Raw genomic sequence first — 17,585 nt, forward strand, 5'->3', positions numbered from 1 at the left:
TGAAGCGGCAGATCGCTGTCCAGGATCTTTTGGTAAAAGCTGTTGAGCTCACGCTGTATGGAACGGGAAAGGCCCTGCACTAACAGAACAATCAAATGAACAAAGGTCAGCTTGCGATCACGGACAAATCCATTCCGGCCGGATTCTGTACGGCAGTCGCTAACAAATTGTTCATTATGTAATTTTTGAGTTAATTCATTGAGATAGGTTACTCTAAAAACAGGTTCGCTATTCAATACCCCCCTGTAATCCTATCCTAAAAATAACAAACTTTTTCTCTACTTAACACCTGTCAAAGAACTTCAGCCTTAAGGAAACGACATTGATTCACCATTGACCATTCACTATTCACTTATTGACGATTCAACATTGCCGCTCCTTCCTGCAAATACACCATACTCGCCGGGTGTGCAAACGAAATACCTTCTTCTGCAAAACGCTGAAATATCTCCAGGCTCACGGCATGATGCACATCCATGAATTTGATGTAATCCGCCGACTCTACATAATACACGATTTCGAATTGTATTGAAGACTCGCCTAATGTTTTTAAATGTGCCCGGTCAAAACTTACTTCCTCCTGCTCTGCAACGATTGATTTTATCATTGCCGGAATGTTGCGCAGGCTTTCAGCATCGGTCTGATAAGTAACGTTGATGATGAACACCACACGACGGCGCTGCAATCTTTTGTAGTTATGAATAACCGTCTTCACCATTTCGGCATTGGGCATCACCAGTTGCTGTCCATCGAGGCTGCGCACATGAGATGTTTTGATGCCGATCTTTTCAACGATACCACTGTTGTTTCCCACTGCAATAAAGTCGCCGACCTCAAAAGGCTTGTCAAAAAAGATGACCAGATAACTGAAGAGATCGCCGAGTATGTTTTGCGCAGCCAATGCAATGGCAATACCACCCACGCCAAGTCCTGCAATGATTGTGGTCACATCATAACCAAGATTATCAATGAGCATGATAAGACCTGCCGCCCATACGATGATTTTTACAATGAGTAAAATGCCGTTGAGTTGCCGGAGCCGTTCAGGCGGCTCCTGCCTGCGTTGCATGGCGGCCTGTACCATTCCATGCAAGAGAAAATTGATCAGTCGTATCACAAACCAGCTTACTACTACCAGCATGGCCACATCCAATATCTTGCTGAATCTGGGATGAAGGTTGAGTTGCAGCAGTATGCTGTAGTTAACAGAAAGATAAGCGAGCGGTAACAAAAATTTCTCTGCAGCGGTTACCAGCAGGTCATCGAATTGATGTTTGGTCCGGCTGGTTATTTTACGGAGAACACGTATGAGCTGACCACGCAGGAGCCGCAGCACGAGCCAGGACAGCACAACGCCGCCCAATGCGATCAGGTATGCCAAAACAGTATTGCCCCAGTAGGTCTGGTAAAGTAATTCCTTCATGTTACAAGGGATTTAAAGTATGAGTGCAGGGATTGGTTGCGGGAGCTGCAAAGATAAGACAAATGTGAGAGAAGGCACGTCAATCGTGAATCGTCAATGGTGAATAAGTCAATAAGTGAATGGTGAATAGTGAAGGGTGAATGCCATGGTTCGTGTATACACGAACCATGGAGTAGAAGTGATCTACCAGTTTCACCAGAGCAGCTTACTTGCCATTTATTACCGATAACCGCTGCTCGCCTATAACCTTACACCCTATGCCTTACACCTTACACCTTATGCCTTACGCCTTATGCCTTACACCTTCTCTCAAAACTTATAACTGAATGCTTACAACTTATTACCTTCGTGGCCATGAAAGCAACGCCATTTACGGAAAAACATATCGCCCTCGGAGCCAAGATGGCTCCGTTCGCCGGCTACAACATGCCTATTTCATATACCGGTATTAATGATGAACATGCCGCCGTGCGCAAAAACGCCGGTGTGTTCGATGTAAGCCACATGGGCGAATTCATTCTTAAAGGTGAAAATGCTTTGGACCTCATACAACGCGTTACCAGCAACGATGCTTCCAAACTCAAAGCAGGCCAGGCTCAATATAGCTGCCTCCCGAATGATAACGGCGGTATCATCGATGACCTGCTTGTTTATTGCATAGAAGAAAACAAAACCTACATGCTGGTGGTAAATGCCTCCAACATCGAAAAAGACTGGAATGCAATCAGCCGTTTCAATGACAAGGATGTTGAAATGCATAATATCTCCGAAAAAACTGCGTTGCTTGCCGTACAAGGTCCTGCCGCTACCCGCATCATTCAATCCCTGACAGATCTCGATGTACTCAACCTGAAATATTACACATTTGCCAAAGGCCGGTTTGCCGGTGTAGACAATGTACTGATCAGCGCTACCGGTTATACCGGTGCCGGTGGTGTGGAGATTTATTTTGAAGACAAAGACGATGACGCTTCCAAAATCTGGGACGCGATCTTTGAAGCAGGTGCAGAGGCAGGCATCAAGCCTGTTGGCCTTGGTGCACGCGATACACTCCGACTCGAAATGGGTTATTGCCTTTACGGCAACGACATCGACGACAACACTTCACCACTCGAAGCCGGACTTGGCTGGATCACACGTTTCACCAAAGAGTTCAATGGACGCGCGATCATCGAGCAACAGAAAGCCGCAGGCGTGGAGCGCAAACTCGTAGGTTTTGAAATGATAGACAAAGGCATTCCACGTCAGGGCTATGAAATAAAAGATCACACGGGTGCCACAATCGGTCATGTAACATCCGGTACGCAATCCCCCAGTTTCGGCAAAGCCATTGGTCTTGGTTATGTGAGTACGGCTTTTGCCTCGATCGACACACCGGTGTTCATCAAGGTGCGCGACAAACTGCTGCAGGCCAAAGTGGTTAAATTGCCCTTTGCCTGATTCTTTACTATAATCTTAACCGGTCAGCCCTGAGGCCGATACTTCAGCACTCGAAGGGTGGCCCGAATCTTCGGGCCCTGAGCTTGTCGAAGGGTTGACTTTTGAATTGGTAATGCCTACGATTCATCTTACTACATTTATCCAGGCTCCGGCAGCCCGCGTATTCGATCTCGCACGCAGCATCGACCTGCACCGGATTTCTATGGAGAAATTCAGGGAAGAACCCGTAGCCGGTACCCGGTCGGGACTGATCGAACAAGGTGAAACCGTCACCTGGAGAGCCAAACACCTTTTCAAGAACAGATTGCTGCGGGCACGCATCACCGAAATGAAAAGGCCCGAAAAATTTACCGACGAACAAGCCGAGGGAGATTTCAGCTCCATGCGCCATGAACATTATTTCAAACCCTGCGAGAACGGCACGATCCTCATCGACCTTTTTCATTTTGAAACGCCGTACGGCTGGTTGGGAAAAATGGTGAATACCGTGTACCTGACCGGTTACATGAAGCGCATGCTCGAACACCGTAACGAAGTGATAAAGAAATATGCCGAAAGCGATCAGTGGAGAAAGCTGCTGCAGGCGTGAATGGTGAATAGTGAATGGCTGTTTTCACCTTAAGCCTTATACCTTATACCTTATGCCTTAAGCCTTATACCTAACAGCCTCCAAAGTCGCTTAAGGGGCAAAGCTGCTGCAGGCGTGAATCGTCAATCGTCAATCGTGAATAGTGAATGGCTGTTTTCACCTTAAGCCTTATACCTTAAACCTTATGCCTTAAGCCTTATACCTAACAGCCTCCAAAGTCGCTTAAGGGGCAAAGCTGCTGCAGGTGTGAATCGTCAATCGTCAATCGTGAATGGTGAATAGTGAATGGCTGTTTTCACCTTAAGCCTTATACCTTAAACCTTATGCCTTAAGCCTTATACCTAACAGCCTCCAAAGTCGCTTAAGGGGCAAAGCTGCTGCAGGTGTGAATCGTCAATCGTCAATCGTGAATGGTGAATAGTGAATGGCTGTTTTCACCTTAAGCCTTATATCTAACAGCCTCCAAAGTCGCTTAAGGGGCAAAGACGGAAAGAATTACTTAAAACCTATGCCCGAAGTATCGGGCGGCGTTTCCACCTTACACCTTAAGCCTTAAGCCTTCAACCCTACACCTTATACCCTACACCTTATACCTTACGCCTTACGCCTTCCACCTTTCACCTAATTACTGTATTTTTGCGCCTCGTTATGGAAAACAAACCATCGCTACACACTTCGTTATCCCCTGCTTTACTCCATCTTTACGACCTGAGCAGCAGCATAGTAGTTATTATTGACGTTTTCCGGGCTACCTCCACTATCGCGTCCGCTTTGTACAATGGTGCCCGCTGTGTAATCCCCGTAGATTCCGTTCCTAAAGCAATCGAGATCAGCCGCAATATCGATGGCATCGCCGCCGGTGAACGCGACGGTAAATTAGCTGAAGGCCTCAGCCATGGCAATTCCCCACTCGAATACCAGCGTGAGTTTATTGAAAACAAAACCTTGGTGCTCACTACTACCAACGGTACACGCCTGCTTCACATGGCACTCGAAAGAGGCGCCGATACCATCATTTCCGGCTCCTTCCCCAACCTTTCCGCCGTTTGCCAGTACCTGGTAGCACAAAAGAAAAATGTAGTGCTTGGCTGCGCCGGCTGGAAAGACCGCTTCAACCTCGAAGACACCCTGTTTGCCGGGGCCGTGATCAGCCAGGTGAAGAAACACTTCACCATCCATTGCGACAGCTCCCTGATGGCCGAAGCCATGTACGCCAAACACAAGAATAACCTCGCCGGATTTGCACCCAAACTCACGCATTATCACCGCCTTGTAGAACGTTTCGGACTGATCGAAGACATTAATTTTTGCCTCACCCCCGACGGAGCCAACGTACTGCCGGTATACAAGGAAGGGAAACTGGTTGTAGAGCAGGCAAACTCCTAAAGATACGACAATTTAATGGCTTCCGGCGGGCTTGCGCCTTATTTAATAATTCTTCGGTTTTTCCAAGGAAATACGCCTGCTATTCTTTTATTTTTGCCGATTGCCCTTGTCCAAAGGACCTGGATCACCTGTTAAAATTGTACTTGTTTTGGCCTTACCTCACCTTATCAAATATGTCTATACCCACGGTACGGATGAAGTGATCCGTCGTGGCAAAAAAATTCACGCGATCAACTTCGTGGAGCTGATTGAATACGACGACCTTTTCGGGTCCGCCGTATTCCGTGTTAAAGACGATACCTATTCCACTTTTTATAAAGTATATATCCAGAAGTTCAAGGAGCCGCAGTCGCTGTCATTGCGCTGTACCTGCCCCTATAATCTTGGAGATATTTGCCGCCATGAAACAGCGGCCCTGTTCTATTTACAGGAACTGATCGATAAAGGACAACTGCGTGCAGGCGATACCCAATACGATCAGCGGCACACGGTGGCCAAGATGAAACAACTGGACATCAAAACACTCCGGTTGCTTTCTTCCCCCGAGATCATGGAAGAAGCGGAAAAATTTCTCAGTGAAAATTCTGTCACCATTCTGCATGCGGAAAATGAAATGGTGAAAGCGGAAGTAACCCTGAATGGCAGCACCTATCCCGTTATCATCCGCAAAAACGAAGAAAGAAATTTTGATACCAGTTGCGATTACGCAGATGAAGACCATCTGCTTTGTCTTCCTAAAATAATCGTGTTCCTTCATCTCTTGCAGCAACACGGTGCTAATTATTTCGACAGCATCCGCAACTGGGATAAAGAAAAAAATAAACTCCTCGAGGCTTATGGCTACTCTTTGAGCGACGACCTCAAAGGGAAGTTTGAATTTGTATACAAAGAAGGCAAACCCTTCCTGCGTGTGCTCGATCCTTCCATCAAGCGTGTAGTGCAACCAGCCCTCACACCGCGACCGGTGCTGCTGCCGCAGAAACCGAAGGAGGAAGAAGTGATGGTGGAAGAACCGGAAGCGCCTTCGCCCACCAAACGCCTCGCCGTCGTTTTCAATTTCAACAAAGCCAATTATCCCTACTTCACGCTCGACGTGGTTTCCGGTGATGCTTCCGACGGCGATATGCCCTTTGCCGGCAATGTTGAAAAGCTGGACATCAGCCGCTATGTCAATGCCGATCTTTATCCCGAACAGGACCGCAACATGCTGAGTGCACTGCGCAAATTGCAGGAGGCAGAGATCAGCAAATATGTGAGCCGCAACTCGCCCTTCTCCGGTATCTGGGAAAACATCATCCAGTCCGACGATGAAGAATTGCCCGAGGAAACAAAATCACTGATGGCAGAATACATGCTGCCCAAACTCAAAAAGATCCTTACCGACCCCGAGGGCAGCTCGATCTTCTTCATCCTTCCGAAAGGAAAGTCTTTCAAAACTTCACACCTCGAACCTTTGCAACCTGTTGCCGATTCAGCGCAACCAAAGTTTTATGTAAAAAAGGAAAACGATCAATACAGCGTTCAGGTTAAAGCCAAACTGGGGAATCTCGAGTATGAACTCGAAGACAATGAAAGCCCCAGCGGCATGCTGTTTCTTTACAACAACCAACTCCATCTCTGGCCGGAAAAAGAAACCATGCAACTGGTGGAAAAATTCGGCACAAATGGCAAAATGCTGATCTCCGCCGCCAATTGGCCTAAACAACTGACTGAATTCGTTTTGCCATTGACACGCGAATACAAAGTTGATTTCGATAAAAGTCTCGTACAGGAAATCAAAGACGGCGAACCGGAGGTAAATCTTTTTCTCGTTGAAAAAGGCGACTACCTGATCTTCCAGCCTTCTTTCACTTACAAAGGTTATGAAACCCGCGCCCGCGACCGCGATGCAGTTGTGGTGCCGCAGGACGGCAAAGTGACCATCGTTCACCGCAACCGCGACGCGGAGAGGTTATTTGTTGAAAAGTTACAGAACCTTCATTCCAATTTTATCGTGGATGAAGAGAACGGTTCTCTCGCATTGAAAGGCAGCGATGTGTTAAAAAACAACTGGTTCTTCCTCTTCGTGGATGCGATGAAGGACATGAAGACGCCGGTATTCGGATTTGAAGCGCTCCGTAATTTCCGCTTCAATACCGCCAAACCCCAGACACGCATTTTCATCAGCAGCAATACCGATTGGTTCGACGCAAAAGTGGATATCATTTTCGGCGATCAGAAAGTAACCGTAGCTGAAGTAAAACGTGCGCTAGCCAACAAACAGCAATTCGTACAACTGAATGACGGCACACTCGGTATCCTGCCTGAAGAATGGCTGAAAAAATATTCATTACTCTTCCGCGTGGGCGAAGGCAACAGCAACAACCTGAAGCTTTCCCGTTATCACCTGAGCGTAGTGGACGAATTGTATGAAAACCGTGATGAAGAAGAGCTGAGCATTCAACTGGAAGAGAAATATGATCGCCTGCGTCAGTTCAACCAGATCGAAGAGATCGAACCTTCCGAAACACTGAAGCCGATCCTGCGCCCTTACCAGGTAGCCGGTTATCAGTGGCTCAATTATCTCAAAGACATCAACTGGGGCGGTATTCTGGCCGATGACATGGGTCTGGGTAAAACCGTGCAGGCGCTTTCCTTCATGGAATATTATCACCGCCGCAACGAACGCCTGAAGGCATTGGTGGTTTGTCCTACCACGCTTATCTATAACTGGGAAAACGAGATCAAGAAGTTTACCCCAACGCTTACATACCGTATTCATCACGGCCCTCTCCGCACGCGCGACAGGGAGCAGATGATCGATCACAATATTACCATCACCACTTATGGAACCTTGCGCAGCGATATCAAACTGCTGATGAGCATCGACTTCGATTATGTGGTACTGGATGAAAGTCAGGCGATCAAGAATCCTACCAGCAAGGTAACCAAGGCCGCCTGCCTGCTCAATGCCAAGCACCGTCTCTGTCTCAGTGGTACGCCGCTGCAGAACAACACCTTCGATGTGTTTGCCCAAATGAACTTCCTCAACCCGGGCATGCTGGGAACCATGGAGTTTTTCCGCCAGGAATTTGCCATTCCCATCGATAAATTCGGAGAGGCCGACCGCAAGGATCACCTCAAAAAAATATTGTACCCCTTTATTCTCCGCCGTACCAAAGAGCAGGTAGCCAAAGACCTGCCGGCCAAACAGGAAATGGTATTGTGGTGCGAAATGGAACCCGATCAACGCAATATTTATGATGCCTACCGCAATGATTTCCGCGACCGCATCCTCGGCTCCATCGAAAACCAGGGTATACAGAAATCACAACTCACGATCTTGCAGGGCCTGATGAAGCTCCGCCAGATCTGCGATTCGCCGGCCATTCTCAACGAAGAAGAAAAATTCGAGAACCATTCTATCAAATTGGAAGAGATCAGTCGTGAACTCACCGAAAACATCGGTGACCATAAGGCGCTTATCTTCTCGCAATTCCTGGGTATGCTGGCCCTCATCCGCGCCAGACTGGAAGAACTGGGCATTTCGTACGAATATTTCGACGGAAGCACCTCGGCACCCGACCGCGAAAAGGCGATCCAGCGATTCCAGAACGATGATACGGTCCGCGTATTCCTCATTTCACTCAAAGCAGGTGGCGTAGGTCTCAACCTCACCGCCGCGGATTACGTATATATCGTCGATCCCTGGTGGAACCCGGCCGTAGAGCAACAGGCCATCGACCGTACACACCGGATCGGGCAGACGAAGAACATTTTCGCTTACCGCATGATCTGTAAAGACACGATCGAAGACAAGATCATCCAGTTGCAGGAGAAGAAACGCGCCCTCGCTAAAGACATCATTTCAGACGATACCTCGTTTGTGAAGAGCCTCACGCGCGAGGATGTGGAGTATTTGTTTAGTTAAGGCGAGAGGTGTAAGGCCCGACACTTCGGGCCGAAGCTTCGGCCATAAGTTTTAAGTAATAAGTTGTAAGTAGTTCTTTGCGTCTTTGCTCCTTAGGCGACTTTGCGTGAAACCGGAGTTTCTGTTCACGCAAAGCTGCGAGTAATTAAGGCGTGAGGCTGAAGGCATAAGGAGTAGGATGGGAACAGCTATTCACTATTCACCATTCACTATTCACTTATTGACCATTCACTTATTGACGATCCGTCCGGCCAGAACTACCGTCTGTCCATTTTTCAGGCAGATCGGCCATCCGGCACAGGTTTGTATGCATACTTACGTATAATTTCGCTTACTATATTCTGAACTACTTATGAGATCACTTATCCTTTTCTTACTGTTACTGGCAGTTGCCGGCCCTGTGATGGCCCAGAAAAACGACGGCCAGATCACGGGCAAACTGGTTGATACCGCCGCCGCAGCCCAGCCCGTTGTTGACGCAACGATTTCCTTACTCAAGGCCTCGGATTCATCCCTGGTCACCTTTACACTCAGCAACAAAGAAGGCAGGTTTGAAATAAAAGGATTACCCACAGGCAGCTACCGCCTCATCATCACCCACCAGGCTTTCAACGAAATCAAAAGAGAGATAACCTTATCCGATGATAAGCGTCAGCAGGATCTCGGCGACGTGATCGTGGGAAAAGACATACGTACATTAGGAGAAGTAGTGGTAACAAGCGAAGCGCCGATCGTGGTGAAAGGTGATACCATCCAGTTCAATGCCAGCGGCTTCAAAACAAGACCCAACGCCACAGTAGAAGACCTGCTGAAAAAACTGCCCGGCGTGGAAGTAGATAAAGAAGGTAACGTAAAAGCACAGGGCGAACAGGTACAGAAAGTTTATGTGGATGGCAAAGAGTTTTTCGGCAATGACCCCAAACTGGCTACCCGCAACCTCACCGCCGATATGGTGGAAAGCGTACAGGTATTCGACGACATGAGCGACCAGGCCAAGTTCACCAAAATCGACGATGGCAGCAGAAGCAAAACACTCAACATCAAATTAAAAAAGGATCGCAACAAAGGCATCTTCGGCCGCGCATTGGCTGGTTACGGCGACCAGGGCCGCTATAAAGGCAACCTGAGCGTCAATAAATTTAACGGCCCGCAACGGCTATCGCTTTTACTAAATACCAATAACGTCAATGAACTCGGGTTTTCTTTCTCCGACGTGATCGGCGCCATGGGTGGTTTTGGCGGTGGCGGTGGTGGATTTGGAGGCGGCGGCGGAGGCGGTTTCGGTGGTGGCGGCGGTGGCTTAGGCGGTAGCGGCCTCAATATGGTAGCCGCACGTGGCGCCGGTTTCGGCAACATCGGCGCAGGCGCTACCGGCATCATCAAGTCATTCTCTACCGGTCTGAACTATACTGATGAGTGGGGCAAAAAGGTAAAAGCTTCCGGCAGCTATTTCTTCTCGCGCACCAATGCCGACCAGGAACAAGGCATTCTCCGCCGCAGCACCTTCACCGATCCTTCCACCAACATCGACTCTGTGGTGGGACTGAACCGTCAGGCGCTTACCAATAATATCAATCAAAACCATCGTTTCAATATGCGCATCGAAGCGCAGATCGACTCGCTGAGTTCTATTTTGTATACACCTTCACTGACATTACAACATTCAGAAAACAGCAACCAGGACACAGCTTTCACCAACGTAGAACAACAAAACCTGAAGTTTCTTGCCCTCACCAGCAACCGCGTCAACAGCAACAGCCGTGATGGTTACAGCTGGAACAACAACCTGCTTTATCGCAGGCGCTTCCGCAAGACCGGCCGTACGCTTACACTTGGCTGGTCCAACACATGGGGACGCAGCACGGCCAACGGCGCCTTGCGTGCCAATAATGATTTTTATGATGAAAACGGCAACCCGCTGAATTTCACCCGTCAAAATCAGCAGGACGAACAAAAAACACGCACGAGCAATAACGTGGTGAGCGCATCGTATACCGAACCGCTCGGCCTCAACAAACTGCTCGAGTTCAACTATGCTTATACGTTCAATAAGAACACCTCAAACAAAGAAACCTTCAACTACAACCCGGTTTCCGATAAATACGACAGTCCAAACCTGCCGCTGACCAACGAATTCGAAAACCTGTTCAATGCTCACCGTGTCGGCGCCAACTTCCGTGTACAAAAACCAAAATATAACTATCAACTCGGTTTCGCGGTACAACAGGCTACCCTGGAAAGCAAAAGCTACCAGGCGCTTACCGGCAAAGATTCTGTGAGCAAAGCAAACTATACCAACCTGTTCCCGACCTTCAATTTCAATTTCACACCTGCGCGCAGCAAGAACCTCCGCTTCTCGTACAATGGACGTACCAACCAGCCAACCATCAGCCAGTTGCAGAACGTGCCGGACGTAACGGATCCGCTGAACGTAAGCACAGGTAATCCCGACCTGAAACAGGAATTCAATCATACCTTCAACGTAGGCTACAGCACTTTCAACATTCTCACCTTTAAATTCATTGCTGCCAACATCAACGTCAGCACAACAGCTAATAAGATTGTGAACTCGATCGACACCCTGGGCCGGGGCGTACAGCTGACACGTCCGGTGAATATGAACGGTTATACGCGCGCCTTCTCCTTTGTTACATTGGGTCTGCCGTTTAAGAGCGCGAAATGGAAGGGCTCCAGCGTGAACCTCACCAACAACCTCGTTTACCTGCGTGATGTGGGCCTGCTGTATAAACAACGTAACATCGGTAAAACATTTACCGGCACACAGGCTGTTGGCGTGAACCTGAATAAAGACAAATACAATATAGGGCTGAATGCGGGCATCACTTATACGAACATCGCGTATTCAGTGAACAAGGCGCTCAACGAAAGCTATTTCACCCAGACCTATTCAACCGACTTGTCTTACAACCTGCCGAAAGATTTCATCATCTCTACGGATTTTGATTACCTGATCAACACGGGCCGTGCCGAAGGATTCAACCAGAATATTCCGTTGTGGAATGCGTCGATAGCCAAACAAATCTTCAAAAAGAAAAACGGCGAGATCCGTGTATCGGTAAATGACATCCTTAATCAAAATAAAAGCATCACGCGTACCAACAGTGACAACTATATCCAGGATACACGCAGCATGGTATTGCGCAGATATTTCCTCGTAAGTTTCCTCATCAATATCAATCGCATGGGAGGCAAAGCGCCGCAACAAATGCCGCTGCCACCCGGCATGAACAGGATGATGAACCGGAATATCCGTTTTAATTAAAAGGTATAAGGTGGAAGGTTTAAGGTATAGGGTATACGGCGAAGCCTTTGCTCCTTATGCAGCTTGCGTGACACCGGCGCTCTTTTCACGCAAAGCCGCAAAGGAATTAAGGCGCAAAGGTTGCTATTTTGACCATTCACTATTCACTCATTGACAATTCACAATTGAGATTTTTTTGAATTTTGACTTTTGAATTTTGAATTAATAACTAGCTTTGAGCGTTCTTAACCCTTTAATCCAAACTGAATGAAATCCAATCTACACTGCTTTCTTTTTCTCGTTTGCTTTTCGCTTTTTACTTCTTCCGTCAATGCACAATTAAAATCTCCTTTTGCCAAAGGGCGCTCGGTAGCACAGGATGTGGAGAAAATCCTCGACGATTATCCCAATCGCTTCAGCAGTTTCACGGGAGAAAAGATTGCCGAAAACCCGCAGTCTGTTGAGTATGCCTGTACTTTTCTGCCGGAAGGCGCGGAAGAATCTGTCATCACACGTTACAGCGCAGGTGGCAGAAGAACTGTGGTGGCCTGGCGCGCCACGATGCTGACGACCGAAAATTTTAGCGAAGCAAGCAAAAAATTCCGCCAGCTCTACAGCGCACTTAACAACAAAAAGATCTCCATCCGCCTCAATCCTTACAACCTCAAAAACGAAGGCACCTATGAACCGCCTACGGAAGAAAAGGATTTTTACTCCGTTATTTTCAAACTCGATCCCAACGATGACCGCTATGGCCACCTGCGCGTGGAAGTAAGCCTGCAGGCAGTGATGATGGAATGGAGAATCAGCGTGATCGTTTATGAACGCGACCGCGCCGACAACGAACGTGGCGATATCAAGGCCGATTAAGCTTTAACATCCATTAACATTATAGCAAGGCTAATTAACCGGCCTTGCAGCTGGCTAAGAATACTTTCGTAACCGGAAAAAACTACCGGCTATGCGTCAGACCTTTACCCTGCTTATTCTGCTTTTTGTTACCACCACCATCCATTCGCAACGCAACGGCGTGGTCCGCGGCGTTCTTACGGACACCCTGAACAATGTTTCCGTAGTGGATGCCACCGTTACCGTCATGAACAGGAAAGACTCATCACTGGTGAGTTTTGGCATGACAGACAACACGGGCAAATTTGAAATAACCAACCTTCCGACAGGAGAGTATCGCTTGCTGTTTTCGCATGTCGCTTTCCACAACACTTCCGTTTTTTTTAAAATAACGGCAGAGCAGCGAACCGCAGAGCTGGGACGAATCGTGATGCACGACCGGACCAAAGTGCTCGATGAGATCATCGTAAAACAGGAAGCCGCACCTGTAACCATGATCGGTGATACGATTCAATATCACGCTCCGGCATTCCGCACACCGCCAAATGCCAGCGTAGAACAATTACTGAAAAAACTGCCCGGCATCGAAGTGGCAAAAGACGGTACCATCAAAGCACAGGGACAGGAAGTAAAACGGGTACTGGTCGACGGCAAGGAATTTTTCGGCAGCGACCCCAAGATGGCCACCAAAAACCTCCCTGCCGATGCCATTGAAAAAGTACAGTTGTACGACCGCATGAGCGACCAGTCACAACTCACCGGCTTCGACGACGGCAACAGCCAGAAAACATTAAACCTGAAATTAAAAGAAGACAGGAAGAAAGGCAGCTTCGGAAAAATCATGGGCGGCGGTGGCACCGACGGACGCTTCGAAGGCCGCTTCAACCTGAATTCCTTCAAGGGGGCACGGCAGATGTCTGTATTGGGGCTGACTAACAATACCAATAAAGAAGGCTTCTCCTTCATGGACCTGATGAACTTCAGCGGCGACCTGAGCCGGATGCTGCAGGGCGGCGGCAGCTTCAGCCTCAGCGGCGACGACCCAAATGCGGAACTGCTCCGGTCCATGGGCAACACCAACAGCGGTGTACGCACTATCTGGGGTGGCGGCGTGAACTATAATAACCTGATCGGAAAAAAGGCCGAGTTCACTTCCAATTATTTTTACAATGCGTACAATCCGCTTACTTACTCCGATGTAAATCGCCAATACCTGTTGCCTGATTCTACCTATTTCTCTACCCGCTCCACAAGAACAGACAACAGCTACCAGACGCATCGCCTTAATCTTGGTTTAGATTACCAGATCGATTCATTCCATTCCCTTAAAATCACACCTTCGATCGGTTATCAGCGCAACAACATGGACAGCTGGAGTGCCTATACTCAAAGCGGTGAAGAAGGTCGCGTCAGCAACCAGGGCACTACCGCATCCGGACAATCAGGTTCCACTTTTAATTTCAATAATGATGCTTTGTTCCGTAAAAAATTCAGGAAACGCGGACGCACGTTGTCGCTGCTCCTGCAAACTTCTTTATCCAGCGGAAACAGCGATGGCGATCTGAAAATAAACAACCAGTTTTTCGACAGGTCAGGTAATCCGGCGGGGCAGCAGTTAGCCGATCAGCAGATATTCAAAGACAATAGTTTGTCGGGCTACACCGCACGAGCGGCTTACACGGAACCGATAGGACGATACTCGTTGATGGAATGGAGCGTTGCGCAGGGAAAAACAAAAAACCGTTCAGAAAAAACAACCTACGATTATAGTGCTGCCAGTGGCAAATATGATGAGTTGAACGATTCCCTGACCAATGATTTTACCAACCGTTATGGATACGTAAACGCCGGTATCCGCTGGCGTACACAGAAAAGGAAATTCCTCTATTCTGTTGGCGCCAACTGGCAGCAGGCCAACCTCGAAGGAGAAATAATAGCGGTGAAAGATTCCATTATCCGTAAGTCATTTACCAATATCCTGCCTACCGCACGTTTGCAATACAAGTTCACCAACAACAAGAGCATCACTTTACTTTACCGTACCAGCACCAATCAGCCAAACGTGAACCAACTGCAACCGGTGCCTGATATCAGCAACCCGCTAAACATCAAAGAAGGTAACCCGGATCTGAAACAGGAGTACCAGCACAACCTGCAAATCAATTATAACAGCATCAGCACGTTCAAAGGAAAAAGTTTTTTTGCCGCACTCAATGCTTCACGTGTAGACAATAAGATCGTGAATGCAGATACGTTGCAGGCAAATGGGGTGAAACGCACACGGCCTGTGAATGTGAATGGTGTTTACAATGTAATGGGAAATATCAATTATGGCATTCCATTGCGGTTTACGAAAGGAAGACTGCGTGCCGGAGCCACCCTGTTGTACAACCGCGGTCGTCAGTTCATCAACGGGCAGGGCAACGACATCTCCATGTTCAATGCGGCCCCACGTTTAGCGCTCGACTTTGATATTTCGGATAAAATTGACTGGACTTTCTCCGCTGCCGTAAACTATACGCGCACAGGCTATTCATTGCAACCTGCCCTTAACAACCAATTCATCTCGCAGGATTATGAAACCGAATTAAACATTGAGTTGCCAAAGCAATTCCGTTTTTCAACCGATTTTCTTTACCGTGTCAACAATCAGCGGGCAAGTGGTTTCAATGCGAAAGTGCCGTTGTGGGGTGCCTCTCTCAGCAAGCTTTTCCTGAAAGGTCAGCGGGGAGAACTGAAATTCACGGCCAACGACATCCTGAACCGCAACCTTGGTATCAATCGCACCACTGTACAAAATTTCATTGAGGACAGCCGCGTAAATACGGTGCGCCGTTATTTTATGCTGAGCTTCACTTACAGCCTGAGCAAGGTTGGCCTGGGGCAACCGAACGGGATCAGAATCAGGTAGAGGAATAGGTGAATCAGTGAATGTGCCTCCTGTCTTAATGCCCTGGTTCGTGATACAGAAACCAGGGGAGCAGTTTCATTCACTGATTGACTGATTCACTTATTCACCTATTGACCTATTCACTGACTGCCCCGCTGGCGGCCAAACCAAACCCAAACGTACTCCCCTTCCCATACTCGCTCTCCACCCAGATCCGCCCGCCCTGTGCTTCAATGAACTCGCGGCTGATGGCGAGGCCGAGACCGGTGCCGCCGGCTTTGGAGCCCGGCACCTTGAAAAAGCGGTCAAACACCTTCTCCTGGTATTCTTTGGGAATGCCCGGTCCCTGATCCGTAACGGAGAAAACCACATTTCCTTCTTTCCGGTAAATACGCAGCGTCACTATCTGTTCTTCTGACGAATACTTAATCGCATTCATCAGGAAATTATTCAATACCCAGGTAGTTTTTTCTGCATCGGCTTTGACCGCCGGCAGGTCTTTTTCAAATGTCCGTTCGATCACCACCTGCTTTTCCCGCGCTGCTGTGTTCACCGATAACACCGCATTTTCCATGATCGAGACAGGATCCGTCTCGGCAATATCCAACTGTATCTTGCCCGCCTCTACCTGCGACATATTCAACAGTTCGCTTAGTATACGCAGCATACGCTGGTTGTCTTGTTTGAGGTTGTTGATGAGCTCGCGTTGTTCTTCTGTAAGGGTACTCACACGCTCATCAGACAACAACTTCAGGCTGAAATCAGAAGAAGCCAGCGGTGTTTTTAATTCGTGAGAGATGGTGGCGATGAAATTCGTTTTGGCCACATCCAGTTCCTTAAAGGAAGTGATGTTGCGGAGAATGATCACCTTACTGTTCGCATCCTGCTGCGATATATCGATGATCTCTTTGGTAAAATAGTTCTCGCGGTTATCGAGTACAATTTTGAAGGGAAGGTTACCTCTGTCTTCCAGTAAAAAACGAAACAGGTCATTTCTGCTGCTTACCTGCTCAACAGATTTCCCGACTACGTCTGTTGTCTGCATACCGAGCAGTTGCAAAGCCTGGTCGTTGGCAAACAGGATAACATCATTTTTATCGATCCCTATGCTGGCTTCTTTCAGGCTGTTGATCACCGCTTCAGCCCTGGTTTTTTCGAAGATTAGTTTATTTAGGTTGCTGTTTTCAAAATATTCCAGGCGTTCGGCCATGTCATTGAATGATTCGGCCATCTGGCCAAACTCATCCTTGCGATCAAGGTGGATACGGAAATGATAGTTCTTCCGCGCTATTTCGCGGAGGCCTTCTGTTAATGTGCTTATCGGCGTGGTAAGTACACCCGGAAAATTGAAAGAGAAAGTAAAGCCGATCAGAAAAATAATAGCGGCCAGCAGGGTGATATAGGTAAGTGCCGTATTGGCGGTATTACCCGCTTTTATATTTTTCGTTTCGATTGCCGACATATTGAGACGAAGCACCGTGTGTAAGGCCGCTCTTATTTCGGCAAGGCCAGCTTTACCTGTATCAAGTTTATATTTTTCATAAGCTGCTCTCACGCGGTGCGTAGCTTCCTGTTCGCCCGGCTCGGTGATATTCTGTTCCTGCTTTTTTAACAGGCTGTCAAATGCCGCCGGCAGGATTTTGCCCTCGCCGGATGTATCCATGATCTGTTGCAGGGAATACGTATAATCCAGCGACTCATAGTTATTCTTTAAAATGAGTGTAGCGTCATTTTTCAGCCGCACCAGGTGAAAGATGCCCACACCGCAGGAAAGCAGTGTCAGCAGAAAAAGGAACAATGTTCCCAGCCGTATCCTTTTCTTTACCGTTGTCATGT

9 protein-coding genes are annotated in these 17,585 nt (G+C 48.0%); 7 read left to right on the forward strand and 2 right to left on the reverse strand.

Going from position 1 to position 17,585, the window contains the following annotated elements; genetic code table 11:
* Positions 1-352 precede the first annotated feature (352 nt).
* Positions 353-1,423 (reverse strand): mechanosensitive ion channel family protein, encoded by a 1,071-nt coding sequence (locus H608_RS0100010; RefSeq protein WP_028785868.1) that lies wholly within the window; start codon positions 1,421-1,423, stop codon positions 353-355.
* 354 nt (positions 1,424-1,777) lie between these two features.
* Here H608_RS0100010 and gcvT point away from each other — a divergent pair, with 354 nt between their 5' ends.
* The 7 genes from gcvT (at position 1,778) to H608_RS0100045 (ending at position 15,770) form a co-directional block, all read left to right on the forward strand.
* On the forward strand, positions 1,778-2,863 hold the full coding sequence (gene gcvT / locus H608_RS0100015) for a glycine cleavage system aminomethyltransferase GcvT (protein ID WP_028785869.1): 1,086 nt from the start codon (positions 1,778-1,780) through the stop codon (positions 2,861-2,863).
* Positions 2,864-2,975: 112 nt separating this feature from the next.
* On the forward strand, positions 2,976-3,452 hold the full coding sequence (locus H608_RS0100020) for an SRPBCC family protein (protein ID WP_028785870.1): 477 nt from the start codon (positions 2,976-2,978) through the stop codon (positions 3,450-3,452).
* 636 nt (positions 3,453-4,088) lie between these two features.
* Entirely contained in the window at positions 4,089-4,838 is a 750-nt protein-coding gene (locus H608_RS0100025; protein ID WP_245565692.1) for a 2-phosphosulfolactate phosphatase, read from the forward strand.
* Between the two features lie 148 nt (positions 4,839-4,986).
* Positions 4,987-8,748 carry a DEAD/DEAH box helicase gene (locus H608_RS0100030; RefSeq protein WP_028785872.1) on the forward strand — a complete coding sequence of 1,254 codons (3,762 nt, stop codon included), beginning with the start codon at positions 4,987-4,989 and terminating at the stop codon, positions 8,746-8,748.
* Between the two features lie 352 nt (positions 8,749-9,100).
* The gene (locus H608_RS20660) at positions 9,101-12,031 is read left to right on the forward strand and encodes an outer membrane beta-barrel protein (RefSeq protein WP_081658726.1); all 2,931 of its coding nucleotides are present in this window, start codon (positions 9,101-9,103) and stop codon (positions 12,029-12,031) included.
* A gap of 246 nt (positions 12,032-12,277) precedes the next feature.
* Entirely contained in the window at positions 12,278-12,880 is a 603-nt protein-coding gene (locus H608_RS0100040; protein ID WP_028785873.1) for a hypothetical protein, read from the forward strand.
* 91 nt (positions 12,881-12,971) lie between these two features.
* Positions 12,972-15,770, forward strand: a complete 2,799-nt coding sequence (locus H608_RS0100045) for an outer membrane beta-barrel family protein (RefSeq protein WP_028785874.1) — start codon at positions 12,972-12,974, stop codon at positions 15,768-15,770.
* 115 nt (positions 15,771-15,885) lie between these two features.
* Here H608_RS0100045 and H608_RS0100050 read toward each other — a convergent pair whose 3' ends face one another.
* Positions 15,886-17,583 (reverse strand): HAMP domain-containing sensor histidine kinase, encoded by a 1,698-nt coding sequence (locus tag H608_RS0100050; protein ID WP_038006546.1) that lies wholly within the window; start codon positions 17,581-17,583, stop codon positions 15,886-15,888.
* Between the last annotated feature and the right edge of the window lie 2 nt (positions 17,584-17,585).

Origin of the sequence: Terrimonas ferruginea DSM 30193 (assembly GCF_000425585.1) — a bacterium.
Classification (GTDB): Bacteria; Bacteroidota; Bacteroidia; order Chitinophagales; family Chitinophagaceae; genus Terrimonas; species Terrimonas ferruginea.